This is a genomic window from Nocardia jinanensis, assembly GCF_014645735.1.
Taxonomy (GTDB): domain Bacteria; phylum Actinomycetota; class Actinomycetes; order Mycobacteriales; family Mycobacteriaceae; genus Nocardia; species Nocardia jinanensis.
Window position 1 is genome coordinate 88,825 of the sequence record NZ_BMMH01000003.1, and the last position, 20,075, is coordinate 108,899.

A 20,075-nucleotide genomic window follows, 5' to 3' on the forward strand; every position below is an offset into this window, starting at 1 on the left:
GTTCCGGCGGCAGTGCGCCGGGACCGGTTTCGGGAGCGGTTGTCTGTTCCCCGCTCACCGGCCCACCACCCGCAGCACGATCCGGGCGACCTCGTCGGCGGCATCGCGATGGCCGGCGCCGGCGGCGGCACGGCCCATCTCGGCGATGCGTGCTGGATCCGTGAGCAGCGGTATCACCTCATCGATCACATATTTGGGAGAAAGTTCGGGGTCGGCAACGATTCTGCCACCACCGGCCGCGACGACGGGCCGGGCATTGAGTTCCTGTTCACCGTTTCCGTGCGGCAACGGTACGTACACCGCGGGCAGCCCGACCGCCGACACCTCGGCGACCGTCATCGCCCCGGACCGGCAGACCACCGCGTCGGCAGCGGCGTAGGCCAGGTCCATCCGCGAAAGGTAGGGCACCGCCACATAGGGCGCGGCGGGGTCGGCTGCCTCGATATCGAGCGAGTTCTTCGGACCGTGTGCGTGCAACACCGAGATCCCGGCTGCGGCGAGTTGCGGCGCCGCACCGGAAATCGCCTCGTTGAGCGAGCGCGCACCCTGGGAGCCGCCGAACACCAGCAGGACCGGTCCCTCGGCCGGCAGGCCGAAATGCTCCCGCGCCTGCGCGCGCAGCCCGGCCCGGTCGAGCGAGGTGATCGCCGAGCGCACCGGTATGCCCACGACCTCGGCGTCGAGCCCGGACCCGAGTACCGCGGCCAGCACTCGGGCCGCGCGCCGTGCGCCCACCTTGTTCGCGATACCGGCCTTCGCGTTCGCCTCGTGCACCACCACCGGTACCGCGCGACGGCGCCCCAGCAACCCCCGGCCCGCGGCGAGATAGGCGGGCAGCGCGACGTAGCCGCCGAATCCGACGATCACATCGGCCTCGACGGCATCGATGATCTCCCGAGTCCGCGATACCGACGCCCGCACCCGGCCCGGCAACCGCAGCAGATCCGCACTGGGTTTACGCGGCAACGGCACCGGGGGGATCAGTTCGAGGGGGTAACCCCGTTCGGGCACCAGGGTGGTTTCCAGGCCGCGCTGGGTGCCGAGCGCGGTCACCCGGATCCCGGGATCGAGCCGCCGCAGCGCATCGGCGACGGCCAGGGCCGGTTCGATATGCCCGGCCGTCCCGCCGCCCGCGACGATCACCGATATCCCGTCCGCGCGCGGTGCCGTGTGCTCGTGGGCGGACTGAGGTGCGCTCACCTGTTTCTTCCCCGTTCTCGTGCGTGTGTCACCGAATAGCTGGGTTCCCAGGCCCGGGTCGCCCGGAGGGTGTCGGTACCGCGGCTGTTGGCCCGCGGGCGGGCACGCGGCTCGTCCCGGGGCTCGTTGCGGGCCGGGCGGCGAGCCGGGCCCGGCTCGCGCTCCGGTGCGGCGGCACGGGCCCGGACCGGATGGTAGACCTCCGGTTTCGGTAGCCGCAGCAGGCGGCTCACCCGCCCGTCCTGTCCGGCGTGCAGGGCCGCCACCGCTTCGGGTTCGTGCCGGGCCGCGTTGGCGATGATGCCGAACATGAGCAGCGTCAGTGCCAGTGACGAACCACCCGCCGACACCAGCGGCAACTGCAACCCGGTCACCGGCAGCAGGCCCACCACATAACCGATGTTGATCAATGCCTGCCCGGTGATCCAGGTGGTGGCGGTCGCCGTGAGCAGGCGCAGGAACGGGTCCACCGAGCGGGCGGCGATCCGCAGGCCCGTATAGACGAAGAGGGCGAACAGGCCCAGGACGAGGGCGCAGCCCAGGAAGCCGAGTTCCTCGCCGATGATGGCGAAGATGAAATCGTTGTGCGAGTTGGGCAGATAGCTCCATTTGGCCCGGCTCTGTCCGAGTCCGCGCCCCCACAGCCCGCCGTCTGCCAGCGAGTACATCGCCTGCCGGGCCTGATAGTTGATGCCCTGTGGGTCGTCGGCGGGGTTGAAGAAGGCGCGCATCCGGTCGGAGCGATAACCGGCGGAGAGCGCGAGAGCAAGGGCGGCGATGGCGCCCGAGGCGAGGATGGCGACGAACAACCGCACCGGCAGGCCGCCGAACCACAGCAGCGCCAGCAGCACGATACCGAGTGCGATGGTGGTCGACAGATTCGGCTGCAGCACGATCAGCAGACACACCAGCAAACCCGCCGGAACCAGCGGTACCAGCAGATTCTTCAGACCTCCCGGATCGTTGGCCGCCCGGCCCGCTGCCCGCCGCGAGATGAGCAGGTGCGCCCCCCACACCACGAACGTCACCTTCACCAGCTCCGAGGGCTGGACCGAGAAGACTCCGAGGTCGATCCAGCGGCGGGCGCCGTTGACCGTACTACCGACCCCCGGGATCAGCACGAGTACCAGCAGCAGTACCGAGACCGCGAACACCGGGAAGGACAGCTGGCGCAGCCGACGCAGCGGTATCCGCAGTGCGAGGTAGAACAGCACCGCGCCGACCAGCGCGTACATCATCTGCTGCACGAACAGCGAATAGGCCGATCCACCGTCGGCGTAGGACTCCACACTGGAGGCCGACAACACCATCACCAGCCCCAGCAGGGTGAGCAGGGTGGCGATGGTGACGACCAGATGGAACGAGGCCAGCGGCCGCGCCAGCCAGGCGCCGAACCGGCCCACCTGCACCTGACGCGTGCCGCGCGGTCTCATAACCGCCGCCCGAGGTCCTCGTCCTTCAGGTCCCCGACCGCACCGGCGAAGCTGCGGCCGCGATGGGTGTAGTCGGTGAACATGTCCAGCGATGCCGCCGCCGGTGCCAGCAGCACGGTATCGCCGGGTCCGGCGAACGCCGCCGCCTCCCGCACCGCACGTTCCATGATCGCGTCGGCGATCGCGGTGTTGCGGGTCCCGGTGATCGCCTCGTCCATGATTGCCTGCCCCATACCGGCATGATCCCGCGTACCCAACTCGACCACGGGGACTTCCGGCGCGTGTCGCGCCAGCGCGGCCGCGATCACCGGGGCGTCCGCGCCGAACAGCACGACCGCGACCAGCCGTTCGGCGACCTCCTCCACCAGATCCTCGACCCCGGCGCCCTTGAGCTGGCCACCGGCGAGCCAGACGACGTGCTGATGGCCCAGGATCGACGAGCGCGCGGCATGCGGGTTGGTGGCCTTGGAGTCGTCGACGAACTCGACTCCGCCCAATTCCCGGACCAGCGCCGACCGGTGCGGGCCGACCTTGTGCTCGATCAGGCCCTCACGGACGAACTGCGGGGCGACATCGATGGCCCTGGTCAGCGCGGCGGCGGCGAGGGCATCGGCGATACCGGCCGGTCCGGGCGGGCTGATCTCCTTGGCCTCGGCCAGGATGGCCGCCTTGGTGAAGGCGCGGTCCAGCAGTTTGCCGTCGACCACACCGAGTTCGCCGTCGGCGGGTACCCCGATCCGGAAGCCGATGGTGCGACGGGCCTTCGAGCGGCGGGCCAGCCGGGCGGCCACCGGATCGTCGAGACCGACCACCCCGATCCGGCCGAGGAGCGCCCGCGATTTCGCCGCCGCGTACGCGTCGAGCCCGCCGTGCCAATCCAGATGGTCCTCGGCCACGTTCAGGACGACCCCGGCTTCCGGCCGCACCGACGGCGCCCAGTGCAACTGGAACGACGAGAGTTCCACGGCCAGCACCTGCGGTCCCGGATTACGGCGCAGGGCGTCCAGGATCGGCAGGCCGATATTCCCGCAGGCGACGCTGGGGATACCGGCGGCGCGCAGGATGGAATGGGTCATCTGCGTCGTCGTGGTCTTACCGTTGGTTCCGGTCACCACCAGCCATTTGCGGACCGGACCGTAGATCCGGGCCTGATCCACCCACCAGGCGAACTCGACATCCCCCCAGACCGGGATCCCCTCGGATACCGCCGACGCCAGGACCGGGGAGTCCGGTCGCCAGCCGGGGCTGGTGATCACCAGCGCGAACCGCGACCAGTCGGTCCGTTCCAGTTCGGGTGTGGGCGCGATTTCCAGGCCCAGTTCGGCGGCTTCGGTCAGCGCCGCGGCCCCGCTGTCGGTGACGACCGGCCGGGCCCCGATATCGCGCAGCGGTGTGATCAGCGAACGACCCGAGATACCCCATCCCGCGACCAGCACCTCGCGGCCACGCAGAAATTCCAGCATCGGGCCCGGCGAACGCAGGGCCCGCGGCGTATGTTCCTCCATCGTCAGCTCACCCGACCGCGGAGAGATATTCGCTGTAGAACAGAGAGAGTCCGGCTGCCGAGGCCATCGCGGCCAGCAACCAGAATCTGATGATCACCGTGGTCTCCGCCCATTTGCTCAGTTCGAAATGATGGTGGAACGGCGCCATCTTGAACAACCGGTTCCGGGTGGTCCGGAAGACCGCCACCTGCAGCACCACCGACGCCGCCTCGGCGACGAACAGCGCGCCGATGACCACCATCAGCAGTTCGGTCCGGGTGGTGATGGACAGCCCGGCGAGCAGTCCACCGAGGGCCAGCGACCCGGTATCACCCATGAAGATCTTGGCGGGCGCGGCGTTCCACCACAGGAACCCGATACACGCCGCCGTACCGGCCGCGCAGACCAGCGCCAGATCCAGCGGGTCGCGCACGTTGTAACAGCCGGTTTCGGGTTTGGTCTCGCACGAGTGGTAGTACTGCCAGAACGTGATGACCACGTAGCCGCCGAGCACCAGGCTCATCGATCCCGCGGCCAGACCGTCCAGGCCGTCGGTGAGGTTCACCGCGTTCGACCATGCCACCACGATGAGGCAGACGAAGGCCAGGAACACCACCACACTCATCGAGACGGTGTTGATATCGCGCACATAGGACAGCTGCCGGCTGGCCGGGGAAAGCCCGCTGCCGCCGGGGAACTGCAACGCCAGCACACCGAACACGACCGCCGCGGTGATCTGGCCCAGATATTTACCCGCGGCCGTGAGCCCCAGGTTGCGGCCCTTGCGGATCTTGATGAAATCGTCGATGAATCCGACGACGCCCAGTGCGGTGGCCAGGCCCAGTACCAGGAGCGCCGAGGCGGTCGGGCCCTCTGCTTCATAACCGATCCCGATCAGATGGGAACCGAGATATCCGGCCCACATACCGATAATGATCGCCACGCCGCCCATGGTGGGCGTACCGCGTTTGGACTGGTGGCTGGCCGGGCCGTCTACCCGGATCTCCTGACCGAAGCCCTGCCGGGCGAATATTCGGATCAGTAGCGGAGTCAACAGGATCGACACCGTCAGCGCGATCGCCGCCGCGAACAAGATCTGTCTCATCGCACTGCCTCCGTGCTCACCCCGTCGGCGGCGGCGCCGCCAGGTGCCGGTGTGCCGGCACCTGTGTTCTTCTCACCCTCGGCCAGCAGCTGTTCGGCCACTGCCCACAGGCCGACCGATTGCGATGCCTTCACCAGCACCACATCACCCGCGCCGACTTCGGCGGCGAGCAACTCCACGGCCGCTTCGATATCCGGGACGAGCACCGATTCCTCACCCCATGAGCCTTCCATGACCGCTCCCTGGTGCATGCCCCGGGAGGGTCGTCCGGTCCCGACGACGATGAGCCGGTCCACATCCAGGCGGACGGCGAGGCGGCCGATCCCGTCGTGTTCGACCACCGATTCCGGGCCGAGTTCGGCCATTTCACCGAGCACCGCCCAGCTGCGCCGCGGGGTGTCACCCGTCCGGGCCATGGTGACCAGCGCTTTGAGCGCGGCCCGCATGGAATCCGGGTTGGCGTTGTAGGAATCGTTGATCACCGTGACCCCGGCGACACTGGTGCGCACGTCCATCCGCCGCGCCGATGCGGCCCGGGCGCCGGAGAGCGCGGTGACCAGGGTGTCGAGGTCGGCGCCGCATTCCAGAGCCACCGCGGCCGCCGACAGCGCGTTGCCGACCTGGTGTTCCCCGTGCACGGCCAGCGTCACCGGACGATCGCCGAGCGGTGTGTGCAGGGTGAACGAAGCGCGGGCCTGATCGTCGAGAGTTGTTGCGGTGGCACGGATCCGCGCACTCGCGGAATGCCCGACCGTCACCACCCGGGCCACGGTACGCGAGGCCATGGCGGCGACATTCGGATCATCGGCGTTGAGTACGGCCAGACCGGTTTCGGGCAGGGCCTCGACGAGTTCGCCCTTGGTCCGCGCGATGGCCTCGCGACTGCCGAATTCGCCGAGATGTGCGGTGCCCACATTCAGCACCACCCCGATACTCGGCGGCGCCACCCGCGCCAGCGCGGCGATATGACCGGGTCCGCGCGCCGACATCTCCAGCACCAGGAACCGGGTCTCGGGGCCGGCGCGCAGGGCGGTCCACGGATGTCCGAGTTCGTTGTTGAAAGAACCGGGCGGGGCCACCACCGGCCCCAGTGGTGCGAGTACCGCCGCCAGCAGATCCTTGGTGGAGGTCTTACCCGAGGACCCGGTGACGCCGACGACCGTCAACCCGCCGGCCGCGACCAGCCGCGAAACGCTCTCCCGGGCCAGCGCGGCCAGCGCGGTGAGCACCGCGGCGCCCGTGCCGGTCGAATCATGGCTCAGCGCGAGCGCACTCGACGGCACCGATCCGGGCGCCGGTGGTACGACGATGGCGGGGACTCCGACCGGCCGGGCCGCGAGCACGGCGATGGCGCCCGCCTCGATCGCGGCGGCGGCGTAGTCGTGACCGTCGGCGCGCTCGCCCGGCAGGGCGAGAAAGATATCGCCGGGACCGACTCGGCGCGAATCGAATTCGACCGAACCGGTCACCCTGGCTTCCGGGTCATCGATGTCGTGCAGCGTTGCGCCCACGACCTCGGCGATATCCCGCAGTGTCATTTCGATCATGAAACTGTCAAGTCCTCCGCGCCCGTCGACCACGAACCGTTGTCCGCGCTCCCGGAACTGTGCCGCAATATCGAATCGATCGCCGCCGCGAGCACCTCGCGGTCGTCGAACGGATATTTCACCCCGTTGATCTCCTGCCCTACTTCGTGGCCTTTCCCCGCCACCAGCACCACGTCACCGGCGTGCGCCCAGCCGACAGCGGCCTCGATGGCCGCGGTCCGGTCACCGATATCGCGGACCTCGCCGCGCTGGTCGTCGGAGACGCTCTGCGCGCCCGCCACCAGCGATGCCCGGATCGCGGACGGGTCCTCGGTGCGCGGGTTGTCATCGGTGACGATCAGCAGATCGGCACCCCGGGCCGCGGCCGCGCCCATCGGCCCGCGTTTACCGGTGTCCCGGTCGCCGCCGGCGCCGACCACCACCGCCAAACGGCCCCGGCTCCCCGCCGTGGCCAGATGGGTGCGCAGAGTCGCGATCACCGATTCCACGGCGGCGGGTTTATGGGCGTAGTCCACCAGAGCGAGGAACTCCTGCCCGCGCTCCACCCGCTGCATCCGGCCGGGCACATCCACGGTGGCCAGCGCGGGCGCGGCCGTCGCCGGAGCGACCCCCGCCGCAGCGCATACCGCGACCGCCAGCAGTCCGTTGGCGATGTTGTAGTCACCGGGCAACCGCAACCGCACCGGGGTCTCGCCCTCGGGCCCGATCGCGGTGAACTCCTGTTCACCGCCGTGGGCGCGGGCCGGGCCGGCCAGCGACCAATCCGCCGGTTCGGTGGTCGCCACCCGGATCGGCGCGTCCAGCCCGTCGGCGAGACGCCGGCCCCACGCATCGTCCACACACACCACAGCGGTGCCGGCGGCGACCGGAGAACCGGCTTCGAACAGCCGGCGTTTGGCGGCGAAATAGTCCTCGAAGTCGGCGTGGAAATCCAGATGGTCCTGCGACAGGTTGGTGAACGCGCCCACAGCGAACCGCACGCCGTCCACCCGGCCCAGCGTCAGGGCGTGGCTGGACACCTCCATCACCACCGCGTCCACGCCCTGTTCCACCATCAGGGCGAACATGGCGTGCAGCTGCGGTGCCTCGGGCGTGGTGAGCGCACTGGGGACCCGGCGGCCCCCGATCCTGGTCTCGATGGTGCCGATCAGGGCGGTGGACAGCCCACCGGCAGCCAGCCCGGCCTCCACCAGGTACGACGTGGTCGTCTTGCCGGAGGTGCCGGTGATACCGATGATCCGCAACCGCTGCGACGGATGTCCGTAGATCGCGGCCGACAGTTCACCCAGGATCGCGCGCGGGTTCTCCCGCACCAGGACCGGGACCGGTAGCTCACCCGCCAGTTCGGCACCGGCGCCATCGGTGAGTACGGCGACCGCGCCGCGGGTCACAGCGTCCGCGGCGAACCGGGCGCCGTGCGCCCGGGAGCCGGGTAACGCCGTGAACAGATCACCGGGTAGGACCGCGTCGGAGCGCTGTTCTATCCCGGTGACGAGCAGGTCGGTGGCGACCGGTGGCCGAAGTTCGGCGTCGATCAGATCCAGCAGGTCGGGCAGCGGTGTCGACAGCGGCCGGGCCGGCCGCAGCGCGTGCTGGCTGGACTGCGCGGGCACAGGATTCCTCTCTGCATGATGAAGCGCGGATACGACGACGAGTCAGGTTACCGACGCCACGTCACGGTCGGGTAAGCCGGTTCGCCGAATCACGACGCCTGCAGGACGAACTGCCGTTCCGGTTCACTCGACGGAGGTATCCGGTCCCGCTGCAGGGCCCAGGAGGCGATGTCGTGGAACAGTGGTGCCGCCGACTGTCCACCGCTGCCGTCGGAACTGCGTACCGGCGCGTCGAGCATCATTCCGATGACGTAGCGCGGATTGTCCGCGGGTGCGATACCCGCGAAAGTGATCCAGTACGAGGAGCTCGAATAGCAGCCGCAGTTCGGGTCGACCTGCTGCGCCGTGCCTGTCTTCCCAGCGATCCGGTACCCGTCGACGGCGGCGGGGGATCCGGTTCCCATCTGCACGCCGGTCGGGTCGTTCTGTACTACGGACTGGAACATGGTGCGCAGCGTGCGCGAGGTTTCCGGGCTCACCACCCGCACCCCGTCGGGCGCCGGTTCCTCGGCGCGGGTCCCATCGGGTGCCACGGTGGCGCGCAGGATACGCGGTGGCATCCGGACCCCGTCGTTGGCGATGGCCTGGTACATCCCGGTCATCTGCAGGGTGGTCATCGAAAGACCCTGTCCGATGGGCAGGTTGGCGAAGGTACCGCCGGACCACTGGTCCCGGGCGGGCAGCAGCCCGGAGCTCTCGCCGGGAAGTCCCACCTCGGTACGCCGGCCCAGGCCGAAGCGTTCGAGCATATCGGCGAACCGGTCCTCCCCGACCCGCTGCGCCAGCATGAGGGTGCCCACGTTGGATGATTTACCGAAGATGCCGGTGGTGGTGTAGGGGACGACCCCGTGTTCCCAGGCATCGCCGACGGTCACCCCGGACATATCGATACGGCCCGGCACCTGGTGCACCTCGTCGGGCGTGGTGAGGCCGTACTCGACGGCCGCAGCCGCGGTGACCACCTTGTTCACCGAACCGGGTTCGAACGGCTGGGTCACCGACGGATTGTCCAGCCCGGCGGGGTCCCAGTGCTGTGGGCCGAGCGCCGGATTGAAGGTGTTGTCGTTGGCCATCGCCAGTACCTGGCCGGTCTTGGCGTCCAGCACCACCGCGGAGGCGGATTTCGCACCTGAGCGATCCTTGGCCTGCTGTACCTGCTGCTGCACATGGTTCTGCAGGTACGAGTCGAGGGTGAGCTCGACATTGTTACCGTCCACCGCGGGCTGCCGGTCCCGGATACTGCCGGGTATCACCGCACCGTCGGAGCCGCGGTCATAGGTATAGGAACCGTCGGTCCCGGCCAGCGCCGAATCCAGTGAGGCCTCCAGCCCGACCCGGCCGTGGCCGTCCCAGCCGGTGGCACCGACGATACTGGCCGCCAGCGACCCCCCCGGGTATTCGCGCGGGTCTTGCCGTTCCGTACCGATCTCGGGGAATTTCGCCGTGATCTCGTCGGCTTTTCGCGGGTCGACATTGCGCGCCAGGTACACGAAGGTCTGGTCGCTGCGCAGCTTCTCCAGCAGCTCGGATTCTCCGGGGCCCTCGTCGCCGAGCACCTGATGGACAGTGCGGGCGATATCCTCGAGCCGTCGATCGGGATCGGGCGCCGTATCGTCTTTCGCCCTGGCGTCGGCGAGATCTTTGCGCACCCGGACCGGCTGGAAGTTCAGCGATTGGGCGGTGATGGTGAACGCCAGCGCCTTCCCGTTGCGGTCGGTGATGGTGCCGCGGGTGGCGGGAAGATCCTGATACGCGGTGCGCTGCCCCGCCGCCTGCGCCGACAGCGTCGGGGCGGCAACCGTCTGCAACCACAACAATTGCAGAGCTACCACGGCGAGGGCCACCAGCATGATCAACCGGCCGACGCCGAGCCGGATCCGCACCGGACCGCCCGGTGCGGATCGAGGGCCCGAGCGCGGCCGTCCGGGCGGACGGGGCCTGCCGGGCGCGGACCGGGCGACCTCGGCGGATTTCTTCTTCGCCTTTCCACGGTCGCTCGCGGCCCGGGATCTCGGCGCGGAATCGCGCCCGCGTCCCGACCCGCGCGGGTTCATCGCATCTCCTCACCCGCCGTAACAGGCGGTAGCGGCGCGACCGACGTGGGTTCGACGGAGCCCGGCGCTTCCACCGGTGCCGACGCGTCGGCCGGGGCGGGCTCGCCGACGGGGGCGGGTGCTATGGCAGCGCCCTCGACCGGAGCGGAAGCCCCAGCCGGAGCAGCGCCCTCGACCGGAGCCGGCGGCGGCACGTCGCCGCCGGCCGGTGCGGCCCCCTCCGGGACCGCCGCCGGGTCCGGAACCGGAACGCCCTCGACCGGCGGTGCCGTCGAGGTGGGTTCGGAACCCGGTGCGGCGAGTACATCGCCCGAGCCCGGCGCGGCGGAGTCCGATCGGGGCACGGCCGGAACCGGCACGATCCGCTCCCCCTGATCCGCCCCGGAGCGGGGCGCGCCGCGAGGCGGTGCGTTCAGCGGCGGGGCGGGTGGTCCCTGCGCGGGCTTCGGTTCACCGACCACGGTGACCGTCCCGTCCGGGGCGACCAGCAGCCGGGCCGGGTCCTGCGCCGGGATCATGCCGAGTTCCCGGGCACGAGTGGCGAGTTCGGGCGCGGAATCGGCGGCGGCCACCTCGCGCTGCAGGGCAGCACGTTCGTCGGAGAGCACCCGGTTGGTTTCGCGGGCGTCACTGAGCTGATAGCTGTCCTCGGCGGCGCGGGTGGTCAGCACCAGGGTGAGGGCGAGCCCGCAGCCGAACATGGCCAGGATCGCGGCGACGAACGGCCCCCGCCCTGCCAGCTCCGTCCGCGGCGCGACCGCCGGCGCCGCACCGGGGCCACCGGCGCGCTGCCGACGCCGGGCGTACGCGCGCTGCGCCGCACCCGATTTCACCCGCTCCGCGTCGTGTACCCGCCGAGCCGGCCGCCCGGTCTCGGTACGTGTGCTCACGCTCATACCTGACACCCCCGTATCGGTGTGATGGCCCGCGGTATCGACCCGCGCGCTCCTGTGCTGTGGTCCGTAATGCCCAGCCGGTGCTCCCCTGACACCACGAATGTGCGGACACCGATGCGACAGACGGAAATCGCATCCGCACCGTCGTACCGCAGTCGCCGCCCGCGGACAAGCGAATTCGCTGTTCCGTGGGCCCCTGCGGTACGGCCGGTGCCGGTGTCCGGAGTCATTCCGCGTCCTGCACGATCTTCTCGGCCGCGCGCATCCGGACCGGCGCGGCGCGCGGGTTCTGCTCGATCTCGGCCGGACCCGCTTGTTCGGCGCCCCGGGTCAGGATGCGGAACTCCGGGCCCATCCCCGGGAGCTCCACCGGAAGTCCGACCGGGGTACGAGATTTCGCTCGGTCGGCCAGCTCGTGCTTGACGACCCGGTCCTCGAGCGATTGATAGGACATGACCACGATGCGCCCGCCCGGCCGCAGTGCGGCCAGCGCGGCCGGCAGCGCCGCGCGCAGCGAATCGAGTTCGCCGTTGACCTCCACCCGCAGCGCCTGGAAGGTCCGTTTGGCCGGATGTCCACCGGTTCGGCGCGCGGGCGCGGGGATGGTGTCGTAGAGCAGGCTCACCAATTCGGCACTGGTACGCAACGGTTGCCGAGCGCGCCGGCGTACGACCTCGGCGGCGATCCGGTTCGCGAAACGTTCCTCGCCGTAGACCCTCAGGACCCGGGCTATCTCGCCCTTACTGTAGGTGTTGAGTACATCGGCGGCGGTCGGGCCGGTGGTCGCGTCCATCCGCATATCCAGCGGGGCGTCCACGGAGTAGGCGAAACCCCGTTCGGCCTCGTCCAATTGCATGGATGAGACACCGAGATCCATCAGGATGCCGCTCACCGACTCGGTGGCGGGCAGACCGGCCTGCGCGAGCGCGTCGGCGATCCCGTCGTATCGCGTGTGCACCAGGGTGATCCGGTCAGCGTAGGGCCGGAGACGTTCGGTGGCGAGCGCGAGCGCGCGGGTATCGCGATCGAGGCCTACGAGCCGCAGCTCGGGGTGGGTGCGCAGGAAGTATTCGGCGTGGCCGCCGAGCCCGAGTGTCGCATCGAGGTAGACGGCCGCCGGAGCGTCGAGCACCGGATCGAGCAATTCACCGGCGCGGGTGAGCAGAACAGGGACGTGTCGTGTGCCGTGCTGCTCACGGTTCAAATCGACCTCCGGGATCCTTGCCTCGCTCCGTGACGACCCGATTCGGGTCGCGCCGCACCTGCTGCGGGTACGGATCATCGGCGCCGAAGCGGGCGAACAATTGATTGCGCGAAATGCGGCTGCGCCGATACTCCCTCCGGGGCGCTCACAGTGTGTGCGGTAGAAGGAAATCGGCGACGTTACGAATGCCGCGGGGTCTCTGACCGAAGCGGCACCTGGCGTCGGGGAAGTACGTCAGGGTCCGCATCCGGGCAGAGGCCGCGTGGCACTCGCGCGGGCTAGAAGATTCCGCCCAGCGCCTCGTCTCTCGCTTGCGCGTAGTCCTCCTCGTGCTCGGCGAGGTAGGTCTCCCACGCCTGCTTGTCCCATATCTCCAGGAAGTCGACCGAACCGATGACCGTACAGTCGCGGGTGAGATTCGCGTACCGGCGATGTTCGGCCGACAACACGATCCGGCCCTGCGAATCCAGGCGCTGTTCGTCCGTACCCGCTGCCAGCGCCCGGATGAAGGCCCGCGCCTGCGGGTTGCTCCGGGATGCCGACGCCGCGCGCCGGGCGAGCGCACTGAACTCGTCCTTCGGATAGACGGCAAGGCTGTGGTCTTGACCCTTGGTGACCATCAACCCTCCCGCCAGATCGTCTCGAAACTTTGCGGGCAATGTGAGTCGCCCTTTGTCGTCCAGACGAGGTGTGTGAGTACCGAGAAACAACCCGATACCTCCTACCGGACCACCTCGAATGGTGTTGACCGACTATGCCGGTCGAGTGCCTTGCGGCCTCTCCTGTAGTGCGCGCTCCACATTACCCCACTTTCCCCCACTTTCAATCGAAACACGGGGTGATGTGCCTCCCCGGTCGGCCGATTTCGCAGGTCACCCCAGCTATCACCGGATGGGTGAACTTTTCGCGGGCCCTGCCTCCTCGCGCGCGTCCGCGACCGTCGACTCCGGCGGCCTCCGTCAACTTCCAGCAAACCCCCTGTTCACGCCACGCAGGAAGAGTGAGTGGGGGCGGTGGAGGATCCCGGTGGGGCGGTGTGGGAAAAGGTGGTCCGGCGCACGTCCGGAAGGCCGGGTCCGCTCACCTGTCCGGCCGGCGAACCGGCCCGGCGCACGAACGAACAGCGGTGCCGTACCGGTAATCCGGTACGGCACCGCTGTCGGCTCGTTCGATCGGCGGGGCGGTTACTCCTCGAACCTTCGGCGGAAACGGTCTTCCATCCGCTCGGTGAACCCACCGGAGCGCCGCGGGCGCCCACGCCCACCGGCTCGCTCCGACGACCCCGTCCCCGGCGGTTCGCCCGGCGAAGCGCCGCCACGGCCCGGCGAGGCGCCCTTGGCGCCGCCGAGCAGGAGCAGTACTCCCGCCGCGAACATGACAATGAACCCGATCAGACTGATGATCGGGAAGCCGCCGGGCCGCACCGGAAGGGCGATACCCGCGACGAGTAGGACAAGGCCCAATACGAACAGGGCCGCGGCCTGGAGTCGACGACGACTCGAGGTTGTACGAAGACGTCCACCGCGGACGGACGAGGCGAACTTCGGATCCTCAGCATAGAGAGCGCTCTCGATCTGTTCGAGCATGCGCTGCTCGTGCTCGGAGAGTGGCACGGTACCTCCCCCGGCACTAGGTCGTGGCTGTCGCCTCCGGGTAGGCGACAGATAACCCCTTGGCGGCTATCTGTCATCAATGATACGAGTTCACCAAGAGCGGTACCACCATATGGGTGCAGCCGAACGAAGTTCGTCGCCGGATCGCATCCGATCGGAGCCGAATGCAGAGGTCCCGCGGCCGGCGGCGAGCCCTCAGCGGGGTGTGTCGTCGCCGTCACCGGCGGCGCGCAGCCGCGCGGCCGGTGCGATGAGATCCTCGACGTCGTGCAGGAAGGCCCCTACCCGCGAGGAGAACTCGTCGGCCCACTCCGCGTCGATATCCCGGGGCAGACCGGCCTCGAGCGCCGCCCTGGTCGCGGAATGGCCGCTGAAATAGTCCGCCCACATCACGAATTCGGGTGCCGCGCGCTGCAACATCACCCACGCGTTACGCGATCGTGCCCGGGGCGCGGTATCGGCACCGGTGAGCGCCAGCACCGCCCCCGCGCCGCGCAGGGCCGCCAGATAGGCGACGCGGAAACGCTCCCGTGGATCCCGCTCCCCCGCCGCCTCCATGAGCAGCCCGTCGGCGCGCCGCAACAGCATCCCCGCCCGGCCCGGTTGCACCGGATGCACGCTTCGTTCCGACATGGCCGTCCCTCCGTATCTCGCCCGTCGCTCCCCGCGGCGGTCCACCGGTATGGCAGGCTGAGCGTGCACCGTGGGGGCCCGAACAGGCATTCGAACGTTTGGCTCGAGCTTGAATATAGAGACGACCACCGACATGTTCGTGTGCCCGAAACCGCAGCTCCGCCCCCGCCGACCGCGAAAGAGCCCATCGAAACCGCAATGACCGCCGTCAAGTCGAACCATCTCCCCGCCCCGGTCGTCGTCGACCTGTCGGTAGCCGCGCTGAACGCCCGGTTGCACGATGTGCTGGCCGTATACGTCGCAGCCATGGACTATCCGCGCGGTACCGAGCACCATCGCGCGCCGATGTGGACCGAGCACACCCACCGCGTGGGCTGGCATGCGGTGGCCGCGGTGGTACCCGAGGACAACGGCGAGTTCGACCTGCGCCGCTCCCCCATCGTGGCCATCGCCTACGGATATCGCGGCGGACCGCATCAGTGGTGGCAGCAGCAGGTACATGCGGGTATGCGCCGGTCCGGCTGGCCGGAACCGGCCGCCCAGCAGCTGCTGGGCGATTATTTCGAACTCACCGAACTCCATGTGCATCCGAGCGCGCAGGGCCGCGGTATCGGAGCGACCCTGCTACAGCGCCTGCTCCGGGACCGCCCCGAGCAAGCCGTTCTGCTGTCCACCCCCGAGGTGGGCGAGGAGGACAATCGGGCCTGGCGCCTGTACCGGCGGATGGGTTTCCGCGATGTCCTGCGTGATTTCGTATTCGCCGGCGACAACCGCCGCTTCGGGATCCTCGGCCGGTCCCTGCCGCTGCCGTCATGAGTGTGGTGATCATCGGCTCCGGTCACAACGCACTGGTGGCGGCCTGCTATCTGGCGCGGGAAGGCCGCCGGGTCCGCGTACTGGAGAGCGATACCGTACTGGGCGGGGCGGTCTCGACCGTGGAGCGTTTCCCGGGTCACCGGGTCGACCGGGGTTCTTCGGCGCATCTGATGGTCCGGCACACCGGGATCGTCGAGGACCTCGAACTGGACCGTTTCGGGCTCCACTATCTCGACTGCGACCCCTGGGCCTTCGCCCCGGCCTGTCGGGAGACCGGGGCGCCGCCGATCGTGTTCCACCGCGACCTCGACCGGACCTGCGCGTCGGTGGCCGCCGCCTGCGGTGAGCACGACGCCGCGGCGTACCGGCGCTTCGTGAGCGTATGGGAGCCACGGGCGCGGCGGGTGATGCGCTCGTTCGGCGGCGCACCGACACCGGGCCGGCTGCTGCGCTCGTTCTGGGGGCTGGACGCCCGCGACGGCGGGAGCGCGCTGTCGCGGGAGTTCCTGCAGTCCGGTGACGCACTCCTGGACACCTGGTTCGACGACGAGCGCTTGAAAGCGGCACTGGCCTGGTTCGGCGCCCAGTCGGGGCCACCGATGTCGGAGCCCGGAACCGCGCCCATGGTGGCCTTCGCGGCGCTCATGCACACCTTGCCGCCCGGCCGGGCGGTGGGCGGTAGCGGCGCTCTCACCGAGGCCCTGGTGGCGCGGCTGCGCAGCGATGGCGGCGAGATCGTCGCCGGCGACGCGGTCACCACGCTGACCCGCCGCCTGGACGGCTGGCGGGTTCGCACCTGGTCGGGACGCGAATACGACGCCGAGACCGTGATCGCGGGAACCCATATCCTCACCACGCTCGACCTGCTGGAGGCGGGCGGATTCGATCCGCAACCGCTCCACCGCTGGCGGCGGCGGATCCGGGTGGGCCCCGGAATCGGCATGGTGGTGCGGGTCGCGACCAGCGCGCTTCCGCACTACCCGGGCGCGACGACCGCCGAATCGGCGACGGGGCTACAACTGCTGGTGACGGATCGGCGCGCGCTGGCGCTGGCGCACGGCAGCGCCGCGGGCGGCCGGCTGCCGCCGCGACCGGTCGTGCTCGCCATGAGTTTCAGCGCGCTGGACCCGAGTATCGCGCCCGCCGGGCAGCATCAGCTCTCGCTGTGGTCGCAATGGCATCCCTACCGCCTCACCGACGACGGCGGCTGGCCCCGGCACCGCGAATCCGAAGCGGACCGGATCATCGCCGAACTGGATCACCACGCACCGGGTTTCGCCGAGTCGGTACTGGACCGCCATATCCAGACCCCGGTCGATCTGGAGCGCGAGATGGGACTGCGCGGCGGCAATGTCATGCATGTGGAGATGAGCCTGGATCAGATGATGCTGTGGCGGCCGCTACCGGAGCTGTCCGGGCAGCGGGTGCCCGGCGCGCCGGGCCTCTACCTGACCGGCGCGTCGACGCACCCCGGCGGCGGCGTGTCCGGGGCGAGCGGCCGCACCGCCGCGCATCTGGTGCTGCGGGACAGTCGCGGGGTCCGCAAGTGGATACGCCGCTAGCGGGGCGGGACCCGCGGCGGCGCGACCTACTACCGGCAGGTCTGCTGGTAGTGCTGGTCGGGACTCAGATCGCCTACCCGCTGACCAGTGGCACCGCCCGCGACGCGGTTACGGTGGCCGTGGTCCTGCTGTCCGCCGGTACCGCGCTGCTGCACGCGGCGATGACCCGCGGTGTCCGCTATGCCGCCGGGTTCGTGGTGATCGTGTCCGGGATCGGGCTGGCGGCCGAGGCCGTGGGCACGGCGACCGGGATACCGTTCGGGGCCTACGAGTACGCGGACGGCCGGATCGGACCGGAGCTGTTCGACGTACCGCTGGTGGTCCCCCTCGCCTGGACCGGCGGGCTGTATCCGATATGGGTGGTCGCGGGCATGCTGTGCCCGGTCGCCGCGGCGCGGATAGCCGCCACCGCCGTGGGCGCGGTGGGCTGGGACCTGTTCCTCGATCCGCAGCTGGTGGCCGACGGGCAGTGGCGGTGGGCGGTCACCGATTCCGGACTGCCGGGCCTGGCCGAGATCCCGGGCACCAACTACCTCGGCTGGCTGGGCGTGGCGGCGGTGATGGCCGGGGCGCTCACCGTATGGGAACGATCCGCCACCCGATCCGAACGGACCGGGGTGCCGGTGCTGATGTTCCTGTGGACCTGGCTCGGATCGGCGCTGGCGCACGCGGTGTTCCTCGGGTTGCCGTACTCGGCGGCCTACGGGGGTGTCGCGCTCGGGATTCTCGGCGTTCCCCTGCTGGTCCGGCTGGTGCGCGACGCCACCGGCCGAGCGTCCGGGCAAGATCGGCGAACCGTCGGGCCCGTCGCATGGCGTGGGTGAGTTCGGGCCTGGCACCATGTCATCCGTGCCTCCGAGTCCCGTTACCGCGAAACCCGGCTCCCCGGTCCCCGCTCCGCGCTCGCGCCGCCGCCTGCGGTCGCGGATAGCCGCGGCCCTGGTCCTGGCCGCTCTGCTCACGCCCGCGCTGGCCGGATGCCTCCGAGTCCAGGCATCGATGGGCCTGTCATCCAATGACCGGGTCTCGGGCCGGATCGTCGCCGCGGTCGTACCGGAGAACAGTGAGGACAAGGGCCCCCAGCTCACCGCCCCGGAAACCCTTGCCACCAAAGTGCGCATCGAGCCGTACAACCAGGACGGATATATCGGCAGCGAGGTGTACTTCGACGATCTGAACTTCGGCGAGGTGGAACAGCTGGCGCAGCTGTCGGAGCAGGCGCAGGGCCTGTTCGACCTGAAATTCCAGCGCAACGGCGATCTCGTCAGCCTCAACGGCCGGGTGGATCTGGAAACGCTGGCCCCGCACGGGTCCGATGTGCAGTTGAGTGTGGCGTTCCCGGCCCGGGTCGCGAAGACCAACGGCAACCGTGAGGGCGATTCCGTGGTGTCCTGGAAGCTTCCCGCCGGCGAGGTCAGCACCGTTCGCGCCGAGGTGGGCTACGCCGATCCGAACACCCGCTCCTTCGCGGGTTGGGCCGGGATCGTCGGCGGGATCACGCTCGCGGTCGCGGCCGTGGTCATCGCACTCGCCTATGTGGACCGTAATCCTCCCGCGCCGGGCGGGCCGGCCGGGTTCTCGCTGCGGCGCTGGTGGGACCAGGTCAAATCCGACGCGTGAGGTCGGTCGAGCGGGCCGCGCGGGCATGGAGCCGGCGGCTGGTGACCGTGGGCACCGGTATCGCCGTGGGCGGCGCCGCGCTCGCCGCCTGGAACCGGGTCACCGTCCCCCGTCTGTCCCGCGCCCCCGCTCCGGTCACCGAAGCCGTCACGGTCTGTGTGCCCGCGCGCGACGAGGCCGCGCTGCTGCCCGATCTGATCGGTGATCTGCGCGCCCAGGTCGGTATCGAGCGATTGCGCATCCTCGTCCTGGACGACGCCTCCACTGACGACACGGCCGCGCGCGCGTTGCGGGCGATGGACCGCGACCCACGGTGCGAACTGCTACGCGGTACCGCCGGCCCACCACCGGGCTGGACCGGCAAGGCAGCGGCCTGCGCCGCGCTGGCAGAACACGCAGAAGGCACCGGCGGCGAGACCGGGCCCGGAGTATTGGTCTTCCTCGACGCCGATATCCGGCTCGCGCCGACCGCGCTGGCCGCGGCGGTGACGCGCCTGCGGCGCCACGATCTCGCGTTGCTGGCGCCGTGGCCGCAACAGCGCGCCGAAACCGTGGCCGAGCGTTCGGTACAACCGCTGCTGTGCTGGTCCTGGGCGTGCACGCTGCCGGTGACCTGGGCCGATCGTGGTACCCGCACCTCGACCGTGGTGGCCTGTGGCCAGTTCCTGGTGTTCGACGCGGCGAGTTACCGCGCGATCGGCGGTCATGAGCCGGTCGCCGGCAGTGTCGCCGAGGACCTCGATATCGCCCGGGTGCTGCGGCGGGCCGGCCACCGGACCGCGATGGCGGCGGCGGGCGAACTCGCGCGGACCCGGATGTACCGGAGCGCGGACGAACTGGTGGCGGGTTATCGCCGCTGGCTCTGGTCGGCCTACGGCGGTTCGGTCGCCGGTGGTATCGCGGTGGGCGTTGTCGCCGCTTGGGCGTATTGGCTGCCTCCGCTGGCCGCCGTACTGGGCCGCGGGCACCTGCGACGAACAGGCCTGCTGGGTTATACGGCCGCGGTCGCGAGCCGGCTGCTGGCGCGCGATCTGGAAACGGGGCGACGGCCGGACCGGCACGACCTCGTCGCCGCGCTCGCCCACCCGGCCTCGGTCGCCACCTACCTACTACTGTGGCAACACTCACATCGCGCCCGCCGCCGCAACGCTCTGACCTGGCGGGGACGCACTCTGACACCCCGCCAAGAGCTGGATTCTCGCTGATTCTTGGTCTTGTGCCCGCGCGGGACCCGGCCGGATGATGAACCCGCCCGGCACGACCGGCGGGCAGGGCCGCCACGGCCCGGGTTCCGA

17 protein-coding genes are annotated in these 20,075 nt (G+C 70.0%); 5 read left to right on the plus strand and 12 right to left on the minus strand.

All coding sequences use genetic code 11. The features are described 5' to 3' along the window. Positions 1–54: 54 nt before the first annotated feature. The 12 genes from murG to IEY68_RS09190 all read right to left on the minus strand — a co-directional run bounded on the left by murG (position 55) and on the right by IEY68_RS09190 (position 14,737). Entirely contained in the window at positions 55–1,200 is a 1,146-nt protein-coding gene (gene murG / locus IEY68_RS09135; RefSeq protein ID WP_229718686.1) for an undecaprenyldiphospho-muramoylpentapeptide beta-N-acetylglucosaminyltransferase, read from the minus strand. Then, positions 1,197–2,633, minus strand: a complete 1,437-nt coding sequence (gene ftsW, locus IEY68_RS09140; RefSeq protein ID WP_062998342.1) for a putative lipid II flippase FtsW — start codon at positions 2,631–2,633, stop codon at positions 1,197–1,199. Before ftsW ends, murG begins: the two co-directional genes overlap by 4 nt. Beyond that, on the minus strand, positions 2,630–4,096 hold the full coding sequence (gene murD / locus IEY68_RS09145) for a UDP-N-acetylmuramoyl-L-alanine--D-glutamate ligase (RefSeq protein ID WP_062998385.1): 1,467 nt from the start codon (positions 4,094–4,096) through the stop codon (positions 2,630–2,632). The genes ftsW and murD overlap by 4 nt, the downstream gene beginning before the upstream one ends. Positions 4,097–4,145: 49 nt before the next feature. Next, a complete protein-coding gene (gene mraY, locus IEY68_RS09150) occupies positions 4,146–5,222 on the minus strand; it encodes a phospho-N-acetylmuramoyl-pentapeptide-transferase (RefSeq protein WP_030523849.1) in 1,077 nt (358 codons plus the stop codon). Continuing rightward, entirely contained in the window at positions 5,219–6,769 is a 1,551-nt protein-coding gene (locus IEY68_RS09155; protein ID WP_058856514.1) for a UDP-N-acetylmuramoyl-tripeptide--D-alanyl-D-alanine ligase, read from the minus strand. The genes mraY and IEY68_RS09155 overlap by 4 nt, the downstream gene beginning before the upstream one ends. Next, positions 6,766–8,382, minus strand: a complete 1,617-nt coding sequence (locus tag IEY68_RS09160) for a UDP-N-acetylmuramoyl-L-alanyl-D-glutamate--2,6-diaminopimelate ligase (protein WP_058856515.1) — start codon at positions 8,380–8,382, stop codon at positions 6,766–6,768. The genes IEY68_RS09155 and IEY68_RS09160 overlap by 4 nt, the downstream gene beginning before the upstream one ends. Positions 8,383–8,471: 89 nt before the next feature. Next, on the minus strand, positions 8,472–10,436 hold the full coding sequence (locus IEY68_RS09165) for a peptidoglycan D,D-transpeptidase FtsI family protein (RefSeq protein WP_082681602.1): 1,965 nt from the start codon (positions 10,434–10,436) through the stop codon (positions 8,472–8,474). After that, positions 10,433–11,326 carry a cell division protein FtsL gene (gene ftsL, locus IEY68_RS09170; protein ID WP_373292959.1) on the minus strand — a complete coding sequence of 298 codons (894 nt, stop codon included), beginning with the start codon at positions 11,324–11,326 and terminating at the stop codon, positions 10,433–10,435. Before ftsL ends, IEY68_RS09165 begins: the two co-directional genes overlap by 4 nt. Before the next feature lie 232 nt (positions 11,327–11,558). Then, the gene (gene rsmH, locus IEY68_RS09175; protein ID WP_062998344.1) at positions 11,559–12,536 is read right to left on the minus strand and encodes a 16S rRNA (cytosine(1402)-N(4))-methyltransferase RsmH; all 978 of its coding nucleotides are present in this window, start codon (positions 12,534–12,536) and stop codon (positions 11,559–11,561) included. 278 nt (positions 12,537–12,814) lie between these two features. Next, on the minus strand, positions 12,815–13,246 hold the full coding sequence (gene mraZ / locus IEY68_RS09180) for a division/cell wall cluster transcriptional repressor MraZ (protein ID WP_062998346.1): 432 nt from the start codon (positions 13,244–13,246) through the stop codon (positions 12,815–12,817). Between the two features lie 474 nt (positions 13,247–13,720). Continuing rightward, positions 13,721–14,149 (minus strand): SCO2097 family morphological protein, encoded by a 429-nt coding sequence (locus IEY68_RS09185; RefSeq protein ID WP_062998348.1) that lies wholly within the window; start codon positions 14,147–14,149, stop codon positions 13,721–13,723. A 195-nt stretch (positions 14,150–14,344) separates the two neighbouring features. Further along, positions 14,345–14,737 carry an SAV_6107 family HEPN domain-containing protein gene (locus IEY68_RS09190; RefSeq protein ID WP_062998386.1) on the minus strand — a complete coding sequence of 131 codons (393 nt, stop codon included), beginning with the start codon at positions 14,735–14,737 and terminating at the stop codon, positions 14,345–14,347. Positions 14,738–14,980: 243 nt separating this feature from the next. Here IEY68_RS09190 and IEY68_RS09195 point away from each other — a divergent pair, with 243 nt between their 5' ends. The 5 genes from IEY68_RS09195 to IEY68_RS09215 are packed head-to-tail and all read left to right on the plus strand — an operon-like array spanning position 14,981 to position 19,985. Next, entirely contained in the window at positions 14,981–15,598 is a 618-nt protein-coding gene (locus tag IEY68_RS09195; RefSeq protein WP_062998350.1) for a GNAT family N-acetyltransferase, read from the plus strand. Beyond that, positions 15,595–17,160, plus strand: a complete 1,566-nt coding sequence (locus IEY68_RS09200; RefSeq protein WP_062998352.1) for a phytoene desaturase family protein — start codon at positions 15,595–15,597, stop codon at positions 17,158–17,160. The genes IEY68_RS09195 and IEY68_RS09200 overlap by 4 nt, the downstream gene beginning before the upstream one ends. Beyond that, positions 17,145–17,984, plus strand: coding sequence for a carotenoid biosynthesis protein (locus tag IEY68_RS09205; RefSeq protein WP_373292960.1), 840 nt, complete (start codon positions 17,145–17,147; stop codon positions 17,982–17,984). Before IEY68_RS09200 ends, IEY68_RS09205 begins: the two co-directional genes overlap by 16 nt. Before the next feature lie 16 nt (positions 17,985–18,000). Continuing rightward, positions 18,001–18,780, plus strand: a complete 780-nt coding sequence (locus IEY68_RS09210; RefSeq protein ID WP_062998390.1) for an LppM family (lipo)protein — start codon at positions 18,001–18,003, stop codon at positions 18,778–18,780. After that, positions 18,777–19,985, plus strand: coding sequence for a glycosyltransferase family 2 protein (locus IEY68_RS09215; RefSeq protein ID WP_062998354.1), 1,209 nt, complete (start codon positions 18,777–18,779; stop codon positions 19,983–19,985). Before IEY68_RS09210 ends, IEY68_RS09215 begins: the two co-directional genes overlap by 4 nt. The last annotated feature ends 90 nt before the right edge of the window (positions 19,986–20,075 follow it).